The organism is Pseudomonas eucalypticola (genome assembly GCF_013374995.1).
GTDB classification, from domain to species: Bacteria; Pseudomonadota; Gammaproteobacteria; order Pseudomonadales; family Pseudomonadaceae; genus Aquipseudomonas; species Aquipseudomonas eucalypticola.
Map to the genome: position 1 here is coordinate 962,501 of NZ_CP056030.1, position 20,825 is coordinate 983,325.

Sequence of the window (20,825 nt, forward strand, 5' to 3'; positions counted from 1 at the left end):
GGTACTCCGGGGATAACAGGCTGATACCGCCCAAGAGTTCATATCGACGGCGGTGTTTGGCACCTCGATGTCGGCTCATCACATCCTGGGGCTGAAGCCGGTCCCAAGGGTATGGCTGTTCGCCATTTAAAGTGGTACGCGAGCTGGGTTTAGAACGTCGTGAGACAGTTCGGTCCCTATCTGCCGTGGACGTTTGAGATTTGAGAGGGGCTGCTCCTAGTACGAGAGGACCGGAGTGGACGAACCTCTGGTGTTCCGGTTGTCACGCCAGTGGCATTGCCGGGTAGCTATGTTCGGAAAAGATAACCGCTGAAAGCATCTAAGCGGGAAACTTGCCTCAAGATGAGATCTCACTGGAACCTTGAGTTCCCTAAAGGGCCGTCGAAGACTACGACGTTGATAGGTTGGGTGTGTAAGCGCTGTGAGGCGTTGAGCTAACCAATACTAATTGCCCGTGAGGCTTGACCATATAACACCCAAGCAATTTGCGTCGAATGACCAGATTGCGGTGTTGTGAAGATGACATGCACCGAAAGTTTGCAGATTCACAAATACCATCACATACCCGATTCGCTGGAATGCCTCCCAAGGCATCCTGGCTACAGAATTTCTTGACGACCATAGAGCATTGGAACCACCTGATCCCATCCCGAACTCAGCAGTGAAACGATGCATCGCCGATGGTAGTGTGGGGTTTCCCCATGTGAGAGTAGGTCATCGTCAAGATTAAATTCCGAAACCCCCAGTTGCGAAAGCAGCTGGGGGTTTTGTCTTTCTGGCGAGTCCAGGCGCTGAGCTGTACCGGCATATCTCCAATCCACGATGTTATTCCCGCTGAAAATGAATCATCGCGGCCGCTATGGTGTGGATGCTTTAAACCACATCAGGAGAAATTGAAATGGTATTCACCGAGCATCCCGAATTCAGCTTCAACGCGTTGATTCAGTGGCACCCGGACAGCCGCAGTAGCCGCACGATGGTCGTGATGGATGAATCATCGACTGCGCCGGGCCATCTGGTTGGATCAGTTGGCACCCCTGGAACCAACAGCGCAATGGCCCGGTTCACCTGCGGATCCGCCGGTGGGGTTTACTACTATGAGATCACTGGCGATCAACGGGTTGAAAGGTTGCAAGATACAGTACTGGTAGCCGGCGCCGACGGTTGGGTACGATTTGTTGACCTGGAGAGCGCAGTGCTGGGGCAGACGACATGGAGCCTCGGCGCAGACCCGAAAGCGTTCAAGATAGGATCACAGGTTGATATCGTATTGAAGGACGGTCGCGGACGGACTGTGAAAGGTGTAACAGAGGGCGGGACGGTTCATTTGAATCTGAACCGTGGCGAGCCAGTAAAGCTGTCGCTGGTCGTCAGGGGGCGTGAAGACGGGTCGTTCTTTGATAAAGTGACGCTTGGCTCCTGACAGACACTAGTGCCAAAGGCGCCCCCTTGAAGTAACCGAAAGGCTATTTAAGGGGGCGCCCTTTCACGCTGTTACTTCTTCAGCTTCACCATCTGCTACCACCGCCTTCACTACCTCATGACGACGAATGTACTTCCAGTCGGACTCATCAATGTAGATGCCGGCAGGCCCACTACCTCCTTCCAGGTCGATGGCCACATGCGCCGACACCTGCGGCTTCACGCTCGCCAGAATCGGCACGAAGCCTAGTTGCTGGCTGGTTTCCAGCAGCGCTGACTGGTTGCGCTCGTCGATGTCTGCCGCTTCGTCCAGGTAGTACGGCAAGCGAATGCGCCCGGCCAGGTCGCGGTCCATCAGGTGCAGCAACAAGTACATGTTGGTCAGCGCCTTGATGGTCATGGTGGTGCCGTTGGACGCCGCGCCGTCGATGTCGGTGTGGATGACCGGCTGGCCATTGACCTTGGTGATCTCGAACGCCAGCTCGAACAGGTCCTTGAGGCCCAACTGGTTATGGTTGGCGGCCACCAGGCGGGCCAGGTATTCCTTGGCCTCTTCGTTCTTGTTGTCCTGCTCGGCACTCTGGCTGAGGTCGAACACCGACAGGGTTTCGCCTTCTTCGTACTGGCCGGCGCTGTGGATGATCTGGTCGATGTGCTTGAGCGCTTCCTTGTTCGGTGCCAGCACGATACGGAAGCTTTGCAGGTTGGAGACCTGACGCTTGTTGATCTCGCGGTTGAACAGCGCCAGTTGGTGTTCCAGGCTGTCGTAGTCACTGCGGATATTGCGCAGGGTACGGGCGATATCGGTGACCGCCGCGCGGCGTGCCTTGGCCAAGGTCAGGGCTTCGTCAGTACGGTGGTCATAAGCGTTGATCAGCAGCTGCAGGCGGCGCTCCATGTCGTCTTCGCTGTCGAACTTGGCCACGCCCTTCAGGCGTACCTGGGCATAGAGCGCATCGATCTGGCCGTCGACGCGCTGCAGCCCTTGCCAGCTATCCTGATAGTCATTGAGCAGCGGCAGCAGGTTGTCCATGGAGTCATCCACTGCGTCCATGAACGGCGTGCCGAACGGCAGGTCCGCCGGCAGCAGTTGGCGACGGCGCAGGGCATCGTCCAGGGTGCGTTGCTTGGCTTCCATGTCGGCGATCTGCCGGCCTACCAGTTGCAGCTTGGCGGACAGTTGCTGGACGCGTTCGGTAAAGGCATCACTGGAACGCTTGAGTTCGTCCTGGGCGGCTTCCATCTGCGCCAGTTGCTCCAGCTTGTCGCCTTCCTCGGCGCTCAGGGTCTGGGTACGGCGGAAGTCTTCCAAGGCTTTCTGAGCATCGAGCACCTGTTGGTACAGGGTTTCGGTTTGCTCCTTGCTCGCCGCACGGTCGGAAGCCACGGCCTGTTGAGTCTTGAGCTGCTTGAGCTCTTTCTCCAGGCGCTCCTTCTGCTCGCGCAATGCGGCGCGGTCGGCCAGGGCCTGCAAGGCCGGCGGGTCGATGTGCGACAGGTCGATGGAAATGCCCGGCACTTCGAAGCGCTCGCCCTTGAAGCCGTCAAGAATGGCTTCCAGGGATTTGACCCACGCGTCGCTGTCGTCCAGGGCGATACCTTGCTCACCCAGCGGCAGGCTGAACAGTGCGCTGTTGAACAGACGCATAAGGCGCTCGACATCCTGCTGCGAGAATTCTTCGCGCAGGCGGGCGTAGCTGTTGTTGTCGGCGTGGTCGAGTTGCTGTTTCACCGACTTCAGGCGTTTTTCCAGGTCGCGCAAGCGCTCTTCCAGGTCTTCGGCACTGAACTGGCGCGATTGGGCCAGGGCGCCGGCCAATTCATCGTGAGCGTCCTTGGCGGCCAGCAGTTGCTGCTCCAGGGTTTTCACGTCGTTGACCAGGGCAAAGCGATGCTTGAGCACCGACAGCTCGCCCAGCCAGCGTTGCACGCCGGTGATCTCGCGCTCCAGGCGCATGAGCTCCTGGGTACCGCCGCGCTGGTTGTTCTGCAGGGCGTCCTGTTCCTTGCGGTAATGCTCGGCCTGGATGACCAGCTCTTCCTTGCGCGCGCCGGAATAGTCCTGCCAGGTGCCAAGCAACGAGTCGAGGACCGGCGAAATACGATGCAGCTTGCCGCGCAGGATATCGCGCTGGCGAACACCGTTCGCCAAGGCTTCCACCAGCGGCCCGGCGGACACCAGCGAGTTGTAGTCCTGCTCCATGCGACGCACGTCGCGGAAGGCTTCTTCGCAGGCAGCGATGTAGTCCACGCTGCCCGAGCGCAGGCTGTGCTCGAAGGCATCGAGGAACAGTTGCTTGAGCTTGGCGGCGGTGATCTCGCGCATGTGCAGCAAATTGATGAACAGGGCGCGGAAAGTCTTCAGGCTCTGCTCACTGGTGGAGCGCAGCGGAATCAGCGTCAGGTCCAGGGGCACCGACGTGTGGCCGCCAACCAGCAGGCGTCGCAGTTCATCAGGCTTGAGCTCGTAGGCTTTCAGGCCATTGCGCTCAAGGTTGGTGAACAGCTCTTTCTGCCGCAGGCAAGTATCGTTCTTCTGGTAGTGAGCCAGGTCCAGTTCGCCTTTGTAGGCGAAGAACTGGTGGCCGAAACCACCGCCGGGGCCGCGGCCCACCACACCGATGACGTGGGGGCCGTGGGGCAGGGAGACCTCGCAGAGGATATAGCTGGTGTCGCTGGCGAAGTAGAAGCGCCGCGACTGTTCCAGGCTGTATTTGCCGAAGCTCATGTCCGACATGCGTGCCAGAATCGGAAACTGCAGGGCGTTGATGGAGGCAGACTTGCCCAGGTTGTTGGCGCCGTACACCGATAGCGGGTTTTCCAGCGGGAACAGGCCCAGGCTGTAACCGGCGGTGTTCAGCAGGGCGAAGCGGCGGATGCCATAGCGTTCCTGGCTCATGCATCGATCTCCTGTTCTTCGGCAATGGCGCGTGCCAGGGCCTCTTCTTCCGACTCGTCGTTGTCCTCGATCACCACGATGTCGTCATCGTCCACCAGTACCGGGGTTGGCAGCGGCAGGTCGCTGTGCAGGCTGGCCGCCAGGTTGCGGTCCTGCTGCACCGACAGGCATACGTCGAGGAAGCGATGCATGGGCGGCAGGAAGCGGTACACACCGTTCTCTTCGCCGGCGAAGCCCAACTGGGTCATGCGGCGCATGATTTTCTCTTCCAGCTCTTCGGGCGTCTGCACTTCGGCCTGCAGGAACAGGTCGCGGTATTTCTCCAGCAGCGAAGGCAGTTCGTCGCGGCCGATGCTGCCGCCGTCCAGCACGGCCATGGGGTCGCGGCCCTGGTCTGCCAGGTGTTCCACCAGAATGAAGGTGAACAGCGAGAGGCGTTGGGCGGTCTTGTTGACCTGGGCGGCAGCCTGCTCGGGCACGAAGTAGAAGAAGCCACGGGTGTCGCATACCAGGTCGAAGCCCAGGGCGCGGAACAGGCCGCGGTACTGGTCCTGCAGGTTGGACAATTGCGCGTACAGCTCCGGGTCCCTGCGGCTGATGTGGAAACCTTTGAACAGCTCGCGAAAGATCGGCGCCAGCTGGGACATTTCGGACAGATCAAGATTCATGTGCAGTGCTCGCAGAGGGTTCCAGCGGCGCGGCCTGGGCCGCGGCGGCGCTGGAAAGCAGGGCGAAGGAGCGCAGGCTCACGCGGTGCTCCAGGGTGTGGTACTCGCGGCGCTCCAGGCGCTCACGGGCAAAGCGTTTGTCCCGGGACAGGCGCGAGAACCAGTACAGCAGTTCGTCAGTGGCGCCTTCGGGCTCCTGTTCCAGCAACCAGGTCATCAGGTCGGGCAGCGGCAGGGCGTCTTCGCAGCGATCGAGCATTTCCTTGACCGTGCGCGGCGCCTTGGGCGCATCGCCCTGGCGGGTCTTGTGCGCCTTGGGGAACTGCGCCGGCTTGGCTTCGAAGCGGGCCAGGGCGTAGACATAGGCTTCCACCTGGCTGGCACTGCCGAGAAACGTACTCTGGGGCCGGGTGAACATTGGCATCGCCGCTTGCGGTACCGCGTCCAGGCCCTTGCGGCGAATCGCTGACAGGGCCAGCGCGGCGCCACGGGTCACGGCGTTGTGCCGGCGCGCTTCTTCGCGCAGCGGCAGCAGCAATTCGCGGGCATGGCGCAGGGTCAGCTGGGCGCGGGTCTGCATTTCGAGGATGCGTGCGTGGGTGCGCAGCAACATGTCGTCATCCACCAGGTGGCCCAGGCGTTGCTGCTCGGTGAGCATGCGCAGCAGCACGTTCTCGACCTTGCGCACGCCTTGCTCGAATGCGCCGTCGGCGTTCACCAACTGGATCATCGGCTCGACGTACTCGTCCCAGGTGGCCAGCACTTCGGCGTAGCGCTGGCGCAGGGGAATCTGCCGGTCGCTGGTCTTGGCGCGTTCGGCCACGGCTACCAGGGCCTGCTCATCGTTGTCGAGCTTCTTCAGCACGTCGCGGATACGCATATCCAGCAAGCGCAGTTGGCGGGCCAGGTCGTTGCCGTCGCGAATATCGAACGCGTCCTGGATGTGCCCGGCCAGACGTTCCAGGTGGCGCAGGTAGGCTTCGATCTCCAGGCACAGGCCCAGGCGGTGCTCGCGGCGCAGGTAAGCGAGGAAGTCGTGGATCTGGGCGTTGAGCTCGAAGCGGTTCGGGCTCTTGGCCACCGGCACCAGGATATCCAGGCGGATCCACACGTCGAGCACGGCGGTGATGTCCTGCGGCGTGCTGTCCAATTGCTGGGCAGCGACCTGCTGGCGCAGTTCGCTGAGGCTCAGGGTGCCCTGGTCGAAATGGGAGCACAGCGGTTCGAGCAATGCCCAGTGTTCGGCGAGTGCGCGCAAGACGCGCTTGGGTTCGATCATTGGATGGCCGACTCGTTGCCAGATAAAAGGGGCGATTGTACTGCATCAGCCACCCGATCATTGAGCCCCTGATCGACTTGGCAGCGGTTTGTCGCGATCAACTGCGGCACGGCGCACAGAACGGCGGTAGAATTGGCGTTTAACTTATCCACAGATGGCCGCGCTTTGTTAATCGAGTCCAGTCGCCGCGCTTACCTGGCAGCCATGCAAGTGGTGCAATGGCTGCCCCGTACCGAATTGCCGTTCGCTGCGCCCTCGCGCCCTGAACTGCTGGCCCCGCCCACCCCGGTGGAACCGCCGCCACAGGCCGCCTCGCCAGCGCCGGCCAGCGCCGCCGTGCCCGTGGCGCGTGCACCGGAAAGGCTGAAAATCGAAGTGCCGCGACCCACGCCCAAGGTGGCCGCCAAGCCGGTACCCGAACCCGAGGCCGCCCCCTTGGCGCCGAAAGTGGTGCAGGCACCGCCGCCGCGCTTTGCCCTGCAACTGCTGCGCGCCGGCAGTTGCCTGGTTCTGGTCGAACTGCCCACTGGCGAACCGTTCCAGAGCCGCGACCCCGCCTACCTGCTGCTCAAGGACATGCTGCGCGCCGCCGGCCTGCCTGACGCCCCGCAGATCATCGGCGAGCCGGTGCGCTGGCCGCTGCTGGTGCGCGGCAACCTGGACCAGGGCCCGGAAGCTGCGCGCGATTTCGTCCAGGGCTTTGTCCTGGCGCGCCTGGAAGAAGCCCCATGCGCCTGTCTTTGGCTGGTGGGGTTGCCCGCCGTGCGGTTTGCCGGTGAAGCCAATGCCGAAGACTACAACCGTGATTTGCAGGTCGAGGGCCTGGGCGACGCCTGGTGCCTGCCGGGCCTGGAATTGTTGATGGACGAGCCGCAACGCAAGGCGGACGTCTGGAAAGCCATGCGCCGACTGATGGCGCGCTGGAAACCGAAGAATGACTGATGCCGTGACCTTCCGCCGGATGACCGAGGCGGACCTTGAAGCCGTGTTGAAGATCGAATACGCCGCCTACAGCCATCCGTGGACGCGGGGTATCTTCCTCGACGGGTTGAAGTCATACGAGATCTGGCTGATGTTCGAAGGGCAGCAGCAGGTGGGGCACGGGGTGATCAACGTGATCATCGATGAAGCGCACCTGCTCAACATCACCGTCAAGCCGGAAAGCCAGGGGCGCGGGTTGGGGTTGCGGCTGCTGGAGCGGCTTATGAGTCGTGCCTACGAAATGAATGGGCGTGAGTGCTTTCTGGAAGTGCGCGACAGCAATCGCTCTGCATACCGGTTGTATGAACGCTTCGGCTTCAACGAAATCGGCCGGCGCCGGGATTACTACCCGATAGCGGGCGGACGCGAAGATGCGCTGGTGATGGCCTGCACCTTGTTCGAATAACCTGGGTGCCCCGTCGCAGGACCGGGCGCTGCGGTGTATCAGGCGCAACGCGGTGAAGCCTTCCCGAGCTTCGCCCGGTCCCACAGGGTAATCCCCACCTCCGCGGCCATCCTCTGTGGGACCGGGCGCCAGCTCGGGAAGCCGTCGCCGCGGTGTATCAAGCGCAACGCGGTGAGGCCTTCCCGAGCTTCGCTCGGTCCCGCAGGAGCAGCATGTTCAGCGCCGTTCGGGTTTACCGTCCAATGGGTCCAACTGCGCCAGTTCAGCCTCGTCCAGGCCATCGCCGCCGCCTATGTCGTCCTCGTCGACAATGCTCAGCGCCAGGTCCGCCGGCCGGCCACTGCCGACTTCGTGGGGCGAGCGCGCGCCATCTTCATCGATCAGGGTTTCGGGGCTCATGTCGTCATCGGTGGGGTTGTGGTCGTCCATCGATGCGCCGGTCATGCCGGCTTCTCGCACCCGGCTGGGCGGCTGCTCCTGATCGATCTCGGCCTGGGTGATCTCGTCACCAATCTTTGCCGTGGGCTCGTCCTCGTCCAGATGCAGCTCCTCCATGGAGCCCATGCGGTCTTCGTTGTCATCGATGGGCGCCGGTTGCGGGGCGTGCATCGGGCGGTGTGACTCGGTCATGGTAATTCCTCATGTTTGGGGCCTTAATAGGGTGGACCCGTGGCCTTCATGAAGATTCCGCCTGTTTTGCATCGGCCATCGCCACCGCGCGTGACCCGCCAGGCGCGGCGCCAGTCATAGCTTGCGCACCAATATCGAGGCTAGAACATGAACGATCTACAGGAACTGATTGATAACAACGCCCGCTGGGCTGAAGGCATCAAGCAGAAGGATCCCGACTTCTTCGCCAAGCTGGCCCGCCAGCAGACGCCCGAGTTTCTCTGGATCGGCTGTTCCGATGCACGGGTACCAGCCAATGAAATCGTCGGCATGCTGCCGGGCGATCTGTTTGTACACCGCAACGTTGCCAACGTGGTGCTGCACACCGACCTCAACTGCCTGTCGGTCATCCAGTACGCGGTGGACGTGCTCAAGGTCAAACACATTCTGGTCACTGGCCACTACGGCTGCGGCGGCGTGCGAGCGTCCATGCAGGACCGCCAGTTCGGCTTGATCGACGGCTGGCTGCGTTCAATCCGCGACCTGTATTACGAGCACCGTCTGGCGTTGGCCGAATTGCCAACCGAGGAGGAGCAGGTCGACCGGCTGTGCGAACTGAACGTGATCCAGCAAGTGGCCAACGTTGCCCACACCAGCATCGTCCAGAACGCCTGGCACCGCGGTCAGAGCCTGTCGGTGCATGGTTGCATCTATGGCATCAAGGACGGCCGCTGGAAGAGCCTGGGCGCCAACATCAGCGGCTTCGAGCAACTGCCGCCGCAATACCGTTTGCGCCCGCTTTAATCTGTAACCTCCCGCAGACAGCTACAGGCTTGAGTCCGGCAGCGCCATTGGTGCTGCCAGGCTTTTCAACGCTCGGCTGGCCGGGGCCGCCGCGCACGCTTGCTTGGCCTTGTCTGGGGTATCGCCACGCACGCTGGTGTAGAACAGCTCACAGGTCTGCTGCTTCTGCGCTACCTGCCACTTCTGCGTGCAGCTACTCAAGGTAGCCTGGGCATCCGCTTTCGGGTTGCTGCCCATTCCCGCCTGCCAACAGGCCGCGCTCAAGTCCTGCCCCATCACTTTCAAACCGGCTTCGTCGGCCTGCTGCTGATTGCCATCGTGGTTGGCAGGGTCTGCCGCGTACCAGATATAGCTCGGGTGGTTCGCGCCCAGTACCGGGACATTCTTGCCAGGGTTGGGGCTGATGGTCGCAAGCCCGAGCACGGCCACGTTCTGGCCGTACTGTGCCTTGATCCAGTTGCGCACCGGTGCGCCGAACGCCACCATCGGCAAGGTCTGCCCCGCCAGGTTCTGGCTGACTTCCTTGACCATGGTGGTCTGGTAGTCCTTGAAGTAATCGTAGACACCGGCCAGGTCGCTGCCCGCGGTGGCGGGCGCGGCGATCGGGGCAATGTCTATGATGGTCTGGTAGCCGGGCGTCTGTTCGGCGGGCACGCCGTTCTCGGTCAGCAGGGTAGCCCAACGGTCGGTGGTCTTGGAGTTCAGGTAGTCCTGGAACTGGGTCAGCGAATAGTCTGGCGGGAAGTGCAGCAACTCGACGCTGCGGCGGTTCTCCAGGGCCATGCCCAGCGGCAGGAACAGCGACCAGTTGTAGGCCCACTTGTTGTCGGCATTGAGTTGGCTGGCACCCTTGTAGGCCAGGTCGCCGGCGTTGAGCAGTTGCGTCAGGGGCTGGTCGTAGTTGTCCGGCACCCCGCTCAGGGTCGCGAATACCTGCTGGTTGTCGCGGGTTACGGTCACCTTGGCCTGGGCATAACCGTCACGCTGCAGGCTTTGGGTCAGGTAGTGCTCCACGGTCTGCTCCAGCGTCCAGTTGCGGTAGCAGATAACGTTGCAGTTGTTGGGGTAGGCGAACAGCTGGCTTACACGCTGGGTACTGCCCAGGTCGATCTGGATATCGGCGTGGGCGGTGCCCGCCAGGGTCAGGGCGGCAAGGGCGGTGGCGAGCGCTGAGGCTTTTTGCATGCATAACTCCGTGTCAGTGTTGGCCCCCTGTGTGCGGGGTTGGCCGGTGCATAGTGCGCGAGTGCGGATGGCCGGGGAATGGCTGGAGGGGAAAAATTTTGCATGCAATCGTGAAAACCCTGTGGGTGGCGCTGGCACTCGCATGGTCAATGGTTGGCGCCGCTGATGAGCGCGATGAAACGCAGTTCGTGCACTGGTTTCGCGATCACGACACCGCCGCCTTCGAGCGGTTTCTGGTGCAGCGCAAGGTCGATGCTGTGGTGCCGCTTTATCAACTGTTGCGCAGTGCCAGCGACTGGCAATCTTGTCACGCCCAGCCCTTTGCGGTGCCTCCGCCCAGCCACTGGCCGGCAGTGGAGTCGACATTGCGGCTGCTGGATGCGTTGCGCCAACAGGGCGTACTGACACGGTTCGAGGTGGTCTCCGCTTACCGCAATACGCGTTTGAACGCTTGCGCGGGCGGCGCTGCCCATAGCGCCCACACCCAGGCATTCGCCGTGGACCTGGAGTTTCCCGATGCCAGCGCCCAGCCGCAGCGCCTGTGCGACTTCTGGAAACAGCATGGCGGTGAGTGGAACCTCGGCCTGAGCCGTTACCCTTCCGGGCGCGTGCACTTGGACACGACGGGCTACCGCACCTGGGGGGATGACTACCGCGCGGCGACGTCATATTGCCTGGCGCCGACGTCAGACCAGATGGGGCCTGAGCATACTCAGGACGTCCCGGGCCAGTGAGCCGCTGTGTTCGTTCACGCGCGCACGGAATTGCACGCTGGGCAGCGCCGGCAGTTGCCAGTGAGCCGGCACCGGGACCACGCCGGGCGGGATCGACGACTCATTCAGGCACGCCACCCCCAGCCCGGCGCTGAGGGCCGATTGCAGTCCTGCGACCCCCGATGCCGAATGCGCCACCAGGTAAGGCTGGCGCGCGCGCTGAAGGATATTCAAGGCCAACCCTTGCAGCGAGCAAGTGGCCGGCAGAATCACCAGCGGCAGGGTGGCGGGGCGGTCTTGCAGCAAGTGCTCGGCCACCACCCACTGCAGCTTTTCGTTGCGTACCGCCTCAACACCCTCGGCTGGCGCGGGTGTGTCCTCCAGCACGATCTGCATGTACAGGCCGATGTCGAAGTCATCAGGCTGGGCCTCGATCATCGCACTCTTGCGGATAGTGACGTGCAGGCGCAGGCCGGGGTAACGGTCGGTCAAGCGCTTGAGCAGCGGCGCTATAGCGTTGGGCCGGAAATAGTCGGTAATCAGCAAGCGCAGGTCACCGCTCAGGCGCGTGCCGCGCATGTCGTGAAACGCCTGTTCATTGAGGTCCAGCAACTGCCGGGCATGGGCCAGCAAGCGTTCGCCCATCGGGGTCAGGCGGGTGCCACGCTTGCTGCGGCTGAACAACTGCTGCCCGCAGAAAGCCTCCAGTTTCTGCAACTGTTCACTGACGGCGGACTGGGAGCGGTGCAGGCGCTCAGCGGCAGCCGACAGAGTACCGGCTTCGGCCACCACGGTGAGGGTATGCAACAGGTCCAGATCGAAACGACGCATGATTATCCAGCCATTTTCCGATGGATGTCTTCTGAATATCCCGCTTTTACGATGGTTGAGCAAGGGTGATCATCGCCCTCCATACCACACACGAAGGAGCGACATCATGCCTGGACTTTCCCTGTTGATTTCCGGTGAACCTAACCTCGACCTGATCCCTTTGCTGGCGCGGGAGTTGACCGAGCTGACCTGTGCAGTGCTCGACAAACAGCAGCAAAGCACCACGGTGTTGATTGATTTTTTGCCACGTACCCAGTGGTTTATCCACAACCGCAGCCTGGCCGAACTGGGCAAGGACGCCTTCCGCCTGCAAGTGACGATCACCGACGAGACCACCACCAAAGACCAGAAGGCGCGGTTCCAGCGTGAAGCCTATGCACTGCTGGCCGAGCGCATCGGCAATTTGCACTCGCACTCCAACGTACACCTGATCGATTGCCGTGCGGGTACCTACAGTTACGCGGGGGTTACCCAGGAGTACCGTTACCAGCACCCCCTGGCCTGAGACTCAAGGGTAGGGAATGGGCGTGAGCACCGGCTGGCCGGCGAAAAAAGCCAGCAGGTTCTGGTTCACCAGGCTCACGGTCGCTTCCGACGCCTGGGGCGACAGCGCGGCGACGTGCGGGGTCAGGACCACGTTATGCAGGGCCTTCAGGGCTTTGGGCACCTGTGGTTCGTCGTCGAATACATCCAGGGCGGCCCCGGCGATGGTGCCCTGCTGCAAGGCGTCGATCAGGTCGGCGGTGGCGATCACGCTGGCGCGCGCAATGTTGACCACGAAGCCGTGGGGGCCCAAGGCTTGCAAGGCGGTCTTGTCGATCACATGGCGCGTACCGGCGCCGCCTGGGGTGGCGATGATCAGGTAATCGCAGCTGGCCGCCAGCTCCATGGGCGAGGCGCAGTAGTGGTAGTCCACGTCCGTGCGCGGGCGACGGTTGTGATAGCTGACGGACATGTCGAAGCCCGCTGCCGCGCGCTTGGCGATGGCCATGCCCACAGCGCCAAGGCCGAGAATACCCAGGCGCATGCCCTCCAGGGTCGGCCGGCTCAGCTTGCGCCATTCGCCACGGCGCACCGAGGCATCGGCCTGGGGAATATCGCGCACCAGTGATAGCAGCAGGGCCATGGCGTGGTCGGCCACTGATGAAGCGTTGGCACCCGCACCGTTGGTCACGGTGATTCCTGCAGCGTGAGCGGCGGCCAGGTCAACCTGTTCATAACCGGCACCAATCACGCAAATGATCTTCAGGTACGGCAAGGCCGCCATCTCGTCGGCGAAAAAGCCCAGCGGGCCCCGGGTCAGCACGGCAGTGATGCTATTGCCATGTTCCTGGATGGCGGCGGCGCGCAGTTCGCGGCTTGGCGCGCGGATCAGGGTAAAACCACTGTCTTCCAGGATGTGCAGGTAGTCGTTGACGGCTTCGACCAGTACCAGAACCGTGGCGCTCATGAGTGCCCTCCGTGTGGGATGTCAGGAGTGATAAAGCGCCGGCTGAATCCGGGCGCGCGAGTGACGCTCCAAGGCTGTGAAAGCAAAGGAAGGCGCACGCCAGTCAGTATCCCCGAAAAAGCGCGAACGCAGCCTACGGCTTTGGTTTAATGTCAGGCGTTCAGGGGAGGGGGGCGATGTGCGGACTCGAGCAGCGGCCGCCAGGCCGCGTCTCGTTCGCCAGTATCACGCTTAACGCATGAGGGCAGACGCGGCTGTTGTCGCGCGGTTTAGAATTTCAGGGCATTGGTCAGGTCACCCATGGGTTTCTGCCCACGCGCCACCATGGCGTCGTCACGCTGCTTGAGGCCGTCCAGGGTCTCCAGCTTGAACACCCGGGTAATCAACCTCAGGATCGAAGCGGTGTCGTACACCGTGTGGTCCACCGTGCCCTTGCGGGCGAACGGCGACACCACCAGGGCGGGGATCCGTGTGCCCGGTCCCCAACGGTCGCCCTTGGGGGGCGCCACGTGGTCCCACCAGCCGCCGTTCTCGTCCACGGTCACGACCACCACCATGTTCTTCCATTGGGGGCTGTTGCGCAGCACCTTGAGGGCTGTGGCGATGTGGCGGTCGCCGGCGGCCACGTCGGCATACCCGGCGTGCATGTTCAGGTTGCCCTGGGGCTTGTAGAAGGTTACCGCCGGCAGCTTGCCCGCCGCGGCATCGGCGAAGAATCTGTTGGTGCCAGGTTCATCCCCCAGCCCGCCGTCGCGCAGGCGCTTCTGGCGCTCGGCCGGGTTTTCCGGGCCTTGCTGCTTGAAGTAGTTGAAGGGTTGGTGGTGGTACTGGAAGTTCGGGATCTTGGGAATGCCGCCCGAGTCCTTGAATTCGTCCAGGGTGGCCTGCCAGGCGCCGGCATACCAGGCCCAGTCGACGTTCTTCTTGCTCAGCTTGTCGCCGATGTGTTCGTGGCTCTGGGGCACCAGCACGCTGGGCAGGTCCGGTTTGGAATAGTCCGGGCGTTCGGGGTCGCGGATCCAGGTGGGCCAGTAGGGCGGGGCCATGGTGTTCACGGCGAAACCGTCCGGGGTCAGGGCGCTGGGGCCGAACGCCGGGGCGCCGGTCATGGCACTGGCTGGGGTCTTGTCCAGCGGCTTGAGGCGTGGGTCGAGCGGGTCATCGCTCTGCAGCGTGGCGATCTGCTCCTTGGCCGCCGAGGTGGTGGCGTTGGGGTAGAACGGCGCCGTCGCACTGATCAGATACTGATGGTTCAGGAACGAACCGCCAAACGCGCCCTGGAAGAAGTTGTCGCACAGCACGAATTCCCGGGCCACGTCCCACAGGCGCAGGGCATATTGCGTCTGGTCGTAGTAGCCCATGGTCAGGCCGCCAGAGTCGGCCCAGGCAACGAACTGATCGTTTTTGCCGCCATTGATCTGCATCTGGTTCTGGTAGAACACATGCCACAGGTCGCGGGTGATGATACCCAGCGGCAGGTCTTCCTTGTTCGGGCCTTTCAGCGCGAACGGTGCATTGGGCAGGTTTTCCTGGTACTGCACGCCGGCGGTGTAGGTCACTCCATCCACGGACTGGGGGCCGATCTGCAGGGTGCCGCCCCAGGCCGGTGGCAAGGTCTTGAGCAGGCTGCCGTCGCGGTCGCGCTGCTGGTAGTCCTCGGGTTTGAGCGACGACAAGGGCTTTTCCACCCCGGGGAAATTGCCGAACAGGTTGTTGAAGCTGCGGTTCTCGGCGTAGATCACCACCACGGTCTTCACATTGTCGGCCAGCGCCTTGTCCAGGTCGGTGGCCGACAGCGGATGCTCGTCCGGTTTGCCGGGCTGGTCACTGGCGCTGCCGCAGCCGCTCAGCGCTGCGGCACCGACGCCCAGCACCGCCACGCCGCCCAGGAAGCGGCGGCGGCTGGTGTCGGGAAGTCGGGGGGTGGTGGCGTCTTTCGTCTCGTCGGTCTTGTCGCTCATTACGGCATCCCTGGTCAGGTGCAACAAAATAATTCTGGCGGCGAGGCTAGCAGTGGATTGTGACGGTTTTGCGGCGGGTTGATGTCCGTGGCCCTGGGGCTCAATGAGCTGGGGTCATTGAGGGCCGGGCGCGAGCACCATGCCTCACTGATGGAGGTTGCGCCATGGGGCAGGCCCGAAAGAAGGGTAGGAGATTTCCGAAAGCGCCTGATGGCTTCCGTTTTCGACCCACAAAAAAAAGAGCCTACCTTTCGGTAAGCTCTTTTTCGTACTTGGTGGTTACACAGTCTGGCACGGCGTGTAATACAGCCTGGTGTTGCTCGCAAGCATGAAGGTCGCGTCGCTGTTGCTACTAGCAACACTCGATGGGGTTCCGATGGGTTTGAATTTCGCTGCGACGACGGCGTCAAGTTGAGTGTGAGCTTCGCCTTGGACTGCTGCGACCGAGAGGCGATTGGCTGGGTGGCCAGTCCAACCGGCTACAGTGGCGACGATGTTCGTGACCTCATGCTGGAAAGCGTAGAGAAGCGGTTTGGTGATCAGCTCCCCAGCACGCCTGTGCAGTGGATGAGCGATAATGGCTCGGCCTATGTCGCAGAGCAGACTCGGCTCTTTGCACAGCAAATCGGCTTGCAGTCTGTAACGACGCCGGTTCGCAGCCCGCAGAGTAACGGGATGGCCGAGAGCTCCGTGAAGACCATCAAGCGCGACTACGTGGCCCCCATGCCTCGCCCGAACCGCGAAACGGCGTTACGCAACCTGGCAATCGCTTTCGAGCATTACAACGAGCAGCATCCACACAGCGCGCTGAAATACCGCTCTCCCAGAGAGTTCAGGCGTATGAAGACGGCATCAAGTTAACGGGGTGGCGGTGTCCGGTTTTGTAGGGGGCAGTCCAGGTTGCTAAGAGCAGTCTCTATTCAACACGCTATACCGTGGAGGGGCATTGTGTGTCTTTGCCTATTACTTGTAGATCACTAATCTGCGTTTCAAGGTCGCTAGACTTCGTCCAATGAATAGCGTTCCACCCTGACTCACGTGCGGCTTGAACATTAGCTTTAGTATCATCTATCAAGAGTAACTCTTCCGGTAGAAATCCGGACAGTTCGGTAATTTTTTTATAAAAATCAAGGCTTGGCTTTCGGCAAGACAGCGCCGCCGAGTAAAAGATGCCATCGCAGTAGTGCTCCAGACCAAGCGATTTCATTAAAAAATTTGCGCGTAGGTGTTCTTGATTGGACGCGAGAAATACTTTCACACCACGACGACGATGACGGGCCAGATCCGACAGCAACCCAAGGTTGAGCCGAGCATCGTTTTCAAACCAATAACTCAATAATCTATGCCGAGAAAGTTTCGGAGCAATGTCTGCCAGCACTGACTCAAGCCTCTCCTCCAGGCATAACTTGCCTGTAACTATAGCATCCCAGTAAGGCTCGAAGAGCGCCTTGTGGAGATCTGAGCTTGCTAGCCCGAGATCTTCCTCAAGAGATGAATCCCAGCCCTCACCGTCGGAGGGGCGACCATCAACGACGACACCATCCACATCAACCATAAAAGCTTGAATCAACGTAGCCTCCGTCTGGCATCCCGTACTCCGCATTGCGAACAGATCCCAATGCTTTCAGTTGGCATACTTCCCGAGTCGCAAGCATATGAGAACGGCTTGGATAGGTATAAGACTTGTTATGCATAACCTTAGCGCGCACTCAGTTGCCAAGTGAGTTCGCCGAACGCTTACGGTCGATCTCCATTCGTCATACCACTCTTATGATTACTAAGGCAGTGCCTTCCTAGAGGTAAGAAGCGACTCTATCCGCAGTCATGACGATTCGCCAATTTGATGGGGGGCGGTTACTTTGTTGTTTCCAAATTGTCGAGATGATCGGCGTACCACTGCATCATCGTTGTACGTTGCTCCAGGTACTGAGCCTTGTAGATGCCTCTAACGCCTGGAGCCTTATGACTGAGTTGCGCCTCAATGTGGTCCGCTGGAAAACCGTGCTCGTTGAGTACGGTGCTTGCAATATGACGGAAGCCATGTCCAGTCTGTCGTCCATAGTAACCAAGGCGCCTTAGCACCATCAGAAAAACGGTTACGACGCCGAAGCGCTACGCCGCTACTGCGACCAATATCGAATGCAACCCGTCATCCCGTTGCGCTCGATGAAGCGCAAAGCCAAGCCTGGCTTACCAAGACTGTTTGATCGGCCCAAGTACCGACAGCGCAACATCATCGAGCGCATGTCGGAATGGCGGAAAGAGAACCGCCGGATCGTAACGCGCTTCGACAAGCTTGCAAAAAGCTATTCCGCTATGGTTTCGCTGGCTTGTTCCATGCGGTGTTTGCGACAGCTGTTTTCGTACAGAGCCTAGTGCGGTATCGGAAAGAGGACGGCGTTGAACATCGCTGCGTTTCATCCGTGTATGCCTCCCGTTCAATTTTTATTGAAGCATGGGGGCATACAGGATGTGAAAGGATGTGGGTGGATCAGTTTGGATGTCCAGACACAAGAAAGCCCGCACGAGGCGGGCTTCTTGAGGTGATTCATAGACTGCTGTAGACATCTATGGATCGGCACTTGGTGGCTACACAGGGACTTGAACCCCGGACCCCAGCATTATGAATGCTATGCTCTAACCAACTGAGCTATGTAGCCAAGATGGCGCGCATTATTCCCTCAGAACGAAGATGCGTCAAGCATCTTTTTGAAATTTTTTTACGCCTGATCAAAAGCTTAGCCCAAAACGCACAAATGGCCACCGCCGGAGCGCGTGCGACAGGGTGGCTTCAGCCCCGGGGTCAGACATAATTTGTTTCATTGTTAGCAATCGCGCATAGAAAAATGGCACATTAGCGATTCCTTGCGCTGGCCGTGCACCCGTATGCGGCACGCTGAACAGCGTTCCTCCCTGTTGTCCGGAAGACTGCTCCATGGCCCTCACCAACATTCAACCCAGCGCTACCGCGGCTACCGCAGCGCCGCCCCAGACCAGCCCGCTGGTGATGCGCATCATCGGCGCCTGCGCACTGGCGCATCTGATCAATGACCTGATCCAGTCGGTGCTGCCGTCGATCTACCCGATGCTCAAGGCCAACTATGGCCTGAGCTTCACCCAGATTGGCCTGATTACCCTGACGTTCCAGATCACTGCCTCGCTGTTGCAGCCGTGGGTGGGTTTTTACACCGACCGTCATCCCAAGCCCAACCTGTTGCCCCTGGGCACTATCTGCACCCTGGTGGGCATCGTCATGCTGGCGTTCGTTGGCAGCTTCCCGATGATCCTGCTGGCGTCGGCGCTGGTAGGCATCGGCTCTTCGACCTTCCACCCGGAGACCTCGCGTATCGCCCGTCTGGCCTCCGGTGGCCGTTATGGACTGGCGCAATCCACCTTCCAGGTAGGCGGCAACGCCGGCTCGGCGTTCGGCCCGCTGCTGGCGGCGGCGTTGATCATTCCGTTCGGGCAGGGCAACGTGGCGCTGTTCGGCATTTTCGCGTTGTTCGCCCTGGGCGTGACCTGGGGGCTGAGCCGCTGGTACAAGGAACACCTGAACCTGTTCAAGGCCAAGAAGGGTGGCCAGGCCACTCATGGCCTGTCTCGGCGCCGGGTCACGTGGGCACTGGTGGTGCTCGGCCTGCTCGTGTTCTCCAAGTACTTCTACATGGCCAGCTTCACCAGCTACTTCACCTTCTACCTGATCGAGAAATTCCACCTGTCGGTCGCCAGCTCCCAGATGCATCTGTTCCTGTTCCTGGGCGCAGTCGCGGCAGGCACGTTCTTCGGGGGCCCCATCGGCGACAAGATCGGCCGCAAGGCAGTGATCTGGTTCTCGATCCTGGGCGTGGCGCCGTTCACCCTGGCGCTGCCTTACGTGGACCTGTTCTGGACCACGGTGCTGAGCATCGTTATCGGGTTCATCCTGGCGTCGGCGTTCTCGGCCATCGTCGTGTATGCCCAGGAACTGGTGCCCGGCAACGTCGGCATGATCGCCGGCGTGTTCTTCGGGCTGATGTTCGGCTTCGGCGGTATCGGCGCGGCGCTGCTCGGGCATCTGGCCGACATTCGCGGTATCGAATACGTGTACGGGCTGTGTTCGTTCCTGCCGTTGTTCGGCATATTGACGATTCTATTGCCCAATACTCGCAAGGTGTAAGCCAACAGCAAGCCCGCATGAAGCGGGCTTGCTGTCAGACAGCTTGCGCAGCTTTCCAGGCAGTGAATTCTGACAGACGCAACCCATAGCGTGCCAACACGCCTTCATGCAACCTGCGAAGCTCTTCGATGATCAAGGCTTGCACATTCGGCTGCTCTGGCGTCGGCACGCTGGCCATGACATGCCGCTCAATGATTGCCACAGCATCTTCGCCAGGGGCGACTACCACGTCTCGGATGGTTTGCTTGATCAAGTTGCGCCACGCCAACCGCAACGGATCTGGTGCTGCCAGTTCCTGGCGAATGGCCAGATACTCCTGCGTGGATCGTTCGTATGCCCATACATAGAGATCCCTGAGAAGCTCCACCCGCGTCAGTTCGTACAGTCCCAGGGTCGCCCTGCTATAGGCCTGTTCAGGTACGTCGAGAAAGGTCAGCGGACACAGATTGGCGCGAAACAGAGGCAGGTTGGCCGCCAGCCGCGAGGTGCGTTTGTTGATGTCTGCAAAGGGTTGCAGGTAGGGAATGTGGACCATGATGAAAAACGATTGCTCGAAGGGGTCTTCAATAGCGGCAGCCTTGGCCAGCACTTCATCCAATGCTTCATCGATCTGCTGTGGAGCGGCCAGTGGGCGGTACACGCTCTGGCCGATTTCCACCCCGTGTTGGCGCACGCGGCCTTCGTCGGCGCTGTTGGGCAGCAGGTTTTCCGAAAGCGCGCTGTGCAAGTTCAGCAATGTGTAGCGATTGAATCCAACACTATCGATATTCTCCACCAGCAACTCGATAGCCGATTTGTGATTCAGGATCATCTGCGTCTCGAGTGTCGCCTTGCCTTGCGCCACTCTGCCGAAGTCAATCAACTCCACCGTATCCAACCGGGTGTAGGTGTTGCCCTCCAGGTGACTGGATGCCCAGGACAAGTCGATCAACAGACGGTTGAGAATGGCGCGGCTATAGGTGCCGGCCGGGGCATGGGCATCAGGGGTTTTGCCAATGCTGTGCAACTGGCGCCGTTGGCTGGCCGACAGATAGAAAGTAGCGTTAGGCTGGTAAGCGTGCAGAAATTCCCGCTGGTAGCCCACTGGTTTACGCGCCTGGAGAGGCTGATCTACGTAAGCCAGGATGTCACGGCTGTCGACCGACAAGGGGATGAAGGTGGGAAAGCTAATTTCCTGCGGTGCAGGCCAGGCGGCTTTGGCACTGGCGTGATAACGGCGCGAGGGGCCATTGCCGGTAGGGATCACCTGGCCATTCCTGACTAGTTCGCTAGCCCATCGCTGCGCAGTGCGCCTCGGCACACTCGGGTGTTTTGCCAGCCAGTCGCTCAGCATCAGGCCCGCGGGTGAAGCGTGGATTTCATCGAGCAGGTCGGTCAGTGTACTCATGGCAGTGGCGCGATTTCAGTGAGGAGATGGCGCAATTGTGGCGCGATTACTGGAATCGCGCCACTCCAAGGACC

Annotated in this window: 17 protein-coding genes, 1 tRNA gene, 2 rRNA genes and 3 pseudogenes (1 of these 23 cut by a window edge); 11 read left to right on the forward strand and 12 right to left on the reverse strand. The window is 60.9% G+C overall.

Annotation, left to right across the window (positions count from 1 at the left end; all coding sequences use genetic code 11):
• The 3 genes from HWQ56_RS04370 to HWQ56_RS04380 all read left to right on the forward strand — a co-directional run.
• Positions 1-469 (forward strand): 23S ribosomal RNA (locus HWQ56_RS04370) (it extends 2,423 nt beyond the left edge of the window).
• 141 nt (positions 470-610) lie between these two features.
• A 5S ribosomal RNA gene (rrf, locus tag HWQ56_RS04375) occupies positions 611-726 on the forward strand.
• A 172-nt stretch (positions 727-898) separates the two neighbouring features.
• Complete coding sequence (locus tag HWQ56_RS04380) at positions 899-1,423, forward strand: hypothetical protein (RefSeq protein ID WP_176569877.1); 525 nt, start codon at positions 899-901, stop codon at positions 1,421-1,423.
• Positions 1,424-1,486: 63 nt separating this feature from the next.
• On the opposite strand, the gene mksF is transcribed toward HWQ56_RS04380, so the two are convergent.
• Genes mksF through mksB form a run of 3 tightly spaced genes read right to left on the reverse strand, consistent with a single transcriptional unit; the run spans position 1,487 to position 6,268 of the window.
• Positions 1,487-4,321 carry an Mks condensin complex protein MksF gene (gene mksF, locus HWQ56_RS04385; RefSeq protein ID WP_176569878.1) on the reverse strand — a complete coding sequence of 945 codons (2,835 nt, stop codon included), beginning with the start codon at positions 4,319-4,321 and terminating at the stop codon, positions 1,487-1,489.
• Positions 4,318-4,989 carry an Mks condensin complex protein MksE gene (gene mksE / locus HWQ56_RS04390; protein WP_158154016.1) on the reverse strand — a complete coding sequence of 224 codons (672 nt, stop codon included), beginning with the start codon at positions 4,987-4,989 and terminating at the stop codon, positions 4,318-4,320. Before mksE ends, mksF begins: the two co-directional genes overlap by 4 nt.
• Entirely contained in the window at positions 4,979-6,268 is a 1,290-nt protein-coding gene (gene mksB, locus HWQ56_RS04395; protein ID WP_176569879.1) for an Mks condensin complex protein MksB, read from the reverse strand. The genes mksE and mksB overlap by 11 nt, the downstream gene beginning before the upstream one ends.
• 165 nt (positions 6,269-6,433) lie before the next feature.
• On the opposite strand from mksB, the gene HWQ56_RS04400 reads away from it, so the two are divergent.
• Positions 6,434-7,210 carry an energy transducer TonB gene (locus HWQ56_RS04400; protein WP_176569880.1) on the forward strand — a complete coding sequence of 259 codons (777 nt, stop codon included), beginning with the start codon at positions 6,434-6,436 and terminating at the stop codon, positions 7,208-7,210.
• Positions 7,203-7,655 carry a ribosomal protein S18-alanine N-acetyltransferase gene (gene rimI / locus HWQ56_RS04405; RefSeq protein WP_158154019.1) on the forward strand — a complete coding sequence of 151 codons (453 nt, stop codon included), beginning with the start codon at positions 7,203-7,205 and terminating at the stop codon, positions 7,653-7,655. The genes HWQ56_RS04400 and rimI overlap by 8 nt, the downstream gene beginning before the upstream one ends.
• Positions 7,656-7,871: 216 nt before the next feature.
• Here rimI and HWQ56_RS04410 read toward each other — a convergent pair whose 3' ends face one another.
• The gene (locus tag HWQ56_RS04410) at positions 7,872-8,285 is read right to left on the reverse strand and encodes a serine kinase/phosphatase (protein WP_176569881.1); all 414 of its coding nucleotides are present in this window, start codon (positions 8,283-8,285) and stop codon (positions 7,872-7,874) included.
• 147 nt (positions 8,286-8,432) lie between these two features.
• On the opposite strand from HWQ56_RS04410, the gene can reads away from it, so the two are divergent.
• The gene (gene can, locus HWQ56_RS04415) at positions 8,433-9,068 is read left to right on the forward strand and encodes a carbonate dehydratase (RefSeq protein WP_158154021.1); all 636 of its coding nucleotides are present in this window, start codon (positions 8,433-8,435) and stop codon (positions 9,066-9,068) included.
• Positions 9,069-9,089: 21 nt separating this feature from the next.
• Here the strand turns inward: can and HWQ56_RS04420 are convergent, their stop codons facing one another.
• A complete protein-coding gene (locus HWQ56_RS04420; RefSeq protein ID WP_176569882.1) occupies positions 9,090-10,253 on the reverse strand; it encodes a hypothetical protein in 1,164 nt (387 codons plus the stop codon).
• A 110-nt stretch (positions 10,254-10,363) separates the two neighbouring features.
• Here HWQ56_RS04420 and HWQ56_RS04425 point away from each other — a divergent pair, with 110 nt between their 5' ends.
• Positions 10,364-10,987 (forward strand): D-Ala-D-Ala carboxypeptidase family metallohydrolase, encoded by a 624-nt coding sequence (locus tag HWQ56_RS04425; protein WP_245217817.1) that lies wholly within the window; start codon positions 10,364-10,366, stop codon positions 10,985-10,987.
• On the opposite strand, the gene HWQ56_RS04430 is transcribed toward HWQ56_RS04425, so the two are convergent.
• Positions 10,940-11,797 carry a LysR family transcriptional regulator gene (locus tag HWQ56_RS04430; RefSeq protein WP_176569883.1) on the reverse strand — a complete coding sequence of 286 codons (858 nt, stop codon included), beginning with the start codon at positions 11,795-11,797 and terminating at the stop codon, positions 10,940-10,942. The genes HWQ56_RS04425 and HWQ56_RS04430 overlap by 48 nt on opposite strands.
• Positions 11,798-11,903: 106 nt before the next feature.
• Between HWQ56_RS04430 and HWQ56_RS04435 the strand changes: the two genes are divergently transcribed.
• The gene (locus tag HWQ56_RS04435) at positions 11,904-12,302 is read left to right on the forward strand and encodes a tautomerase family protein (RefSeq protein ID WP_176569884.1); all 399 of its coding nucleotides are present in this window, start codon (positions 11,904-11,906) and stop codon (positions 12,300-12,302) included.
• A 3-nt stretch (positions 12,303-12,305) separates the two neighbouring features.
• On the opposite strand, the gene HWQ56_RS04440 is transcribed toward HWQ56_RS04435, so the two are convergent.
• Together HWQ56_RS04440 and HWQ56_RS04445 are read right to left on the reverse strand one after the other, a co-directional pair.
• The gene (locus HWQ56_RS04440) at positions 12,306-13,247 is read right to left on the reverse strand and encodes a 2-hydroxyacid dehydrogenase (protein ID WP_176569885.1); all 942 of its coding nucleotides are present in this window, start codon (positions 13,245-13,247) and stop codon (positions 12,306-12,308) included.
• Positions 13,248-13,516: 269 nt separating this feature from the next.
• On the reverse strand, positions 13,517-15,208 hold the full coding sequence (locus HWQ56_RS04445) for an acid phosphatase (RefSeq protein ID WP_176569886.1): 1,692 nt from the start codon (positions 15,206-15,208) through the stop codon (positions 13,517-13,519).
• A gap of 261 nt (positions 15,209-15,469) precedes the next feature.
• Between HWQ56_RS04445 and HWQ56_RS04450 the strand changes: the two are divergent.
• Positions 15,470-16,069: pseudogene (locus HWQ56_RS04450) on the forward strand (integrase core domain-containing protein); the annotation flags it as partial.
• Between the two features lie 67 nt (positions 16,070-16,136).
• Here the strand turns inward: HWQ56_RS04450 and HWQ56_RS04455 are convergent.
• Together HWQ56_RS04455 and HWQ56_RS29000 are read right to left on the reverse strand one after the other, a co-directional pair.
• A complete protein-coding gene (locus HWQ56_RS04455; protein ID WP_209008700.1) occupies positions 16,137-16,778 on the reverse strand; it encodes an HAD-IA family hydrolase in 642 nt (213 codons plus the stop codon).
• Positions 16,779-17,062: 284 nt separating this feature from the next.
• Positions 17,063-17,305 (reverse strand): annotated as a pseudogene (locus tag HWQ56_RS29000) (tyrosine-type recombinase/integrase); the annotation flags it as partial.
• On the opposite strand from HWQ56_RS29000, the pseudogene HWQ56_RS04460 reads away from it, so the two are divergent.
• A pseudogene (locus tag HWQ56_RS04460) lies at positions 17,303-17,584 on the forward strand (IS5/IS1182 family transposase); the annotation flags it as partial. The pseudogenes HWQ56_RS29000 and HWQ56_RS04460 overlap by 3 nt on opposite strands.
• A 207-nt stretch (positions 17,585-17,791) precedes the next feature.
• Here HWQ56_RS04460 and HWQ56_RS04465 read toward each other — a convergent pair.
• Positions 17,792-17,868 (reverse strand) — tRNA-Met (locus tag HWQ56_RS04465).
• 275 nt (positions 17,869-18,143) lie between these two features.
• Here HWQ56_RS04465 and HWQ56_RS04470 point away from each other — a divergent pair.
• Positions 18,144-19,364, forward strand: coding sequence for an MFS transporter (locus tag HWQ56_RS04470; protein WP_176569887.1), 1,221 nt, complete (start codon positions 18,144-18,146; stop codon positions 19,362-19,364).
• Positions 19,365-19,398: 34 nt separating this feature from the next.
• On the opposite strand, the gene HWQ56_RS04475 is transcribed toward HWQ56_RS04470, so the two are convergent.
• Positions 19,399-20,751, reverse strand: coding sequence for a Fic family protein (locus tag HWQ56_RS04475; RefSeq protein WP_176569888.1), 1,353 nt, complete (start codon positions 20,749-20,751; stop codon positions 19,399-19,401).
• Positions 20,752-20,825: the final 74 nt, after the last annotated feature.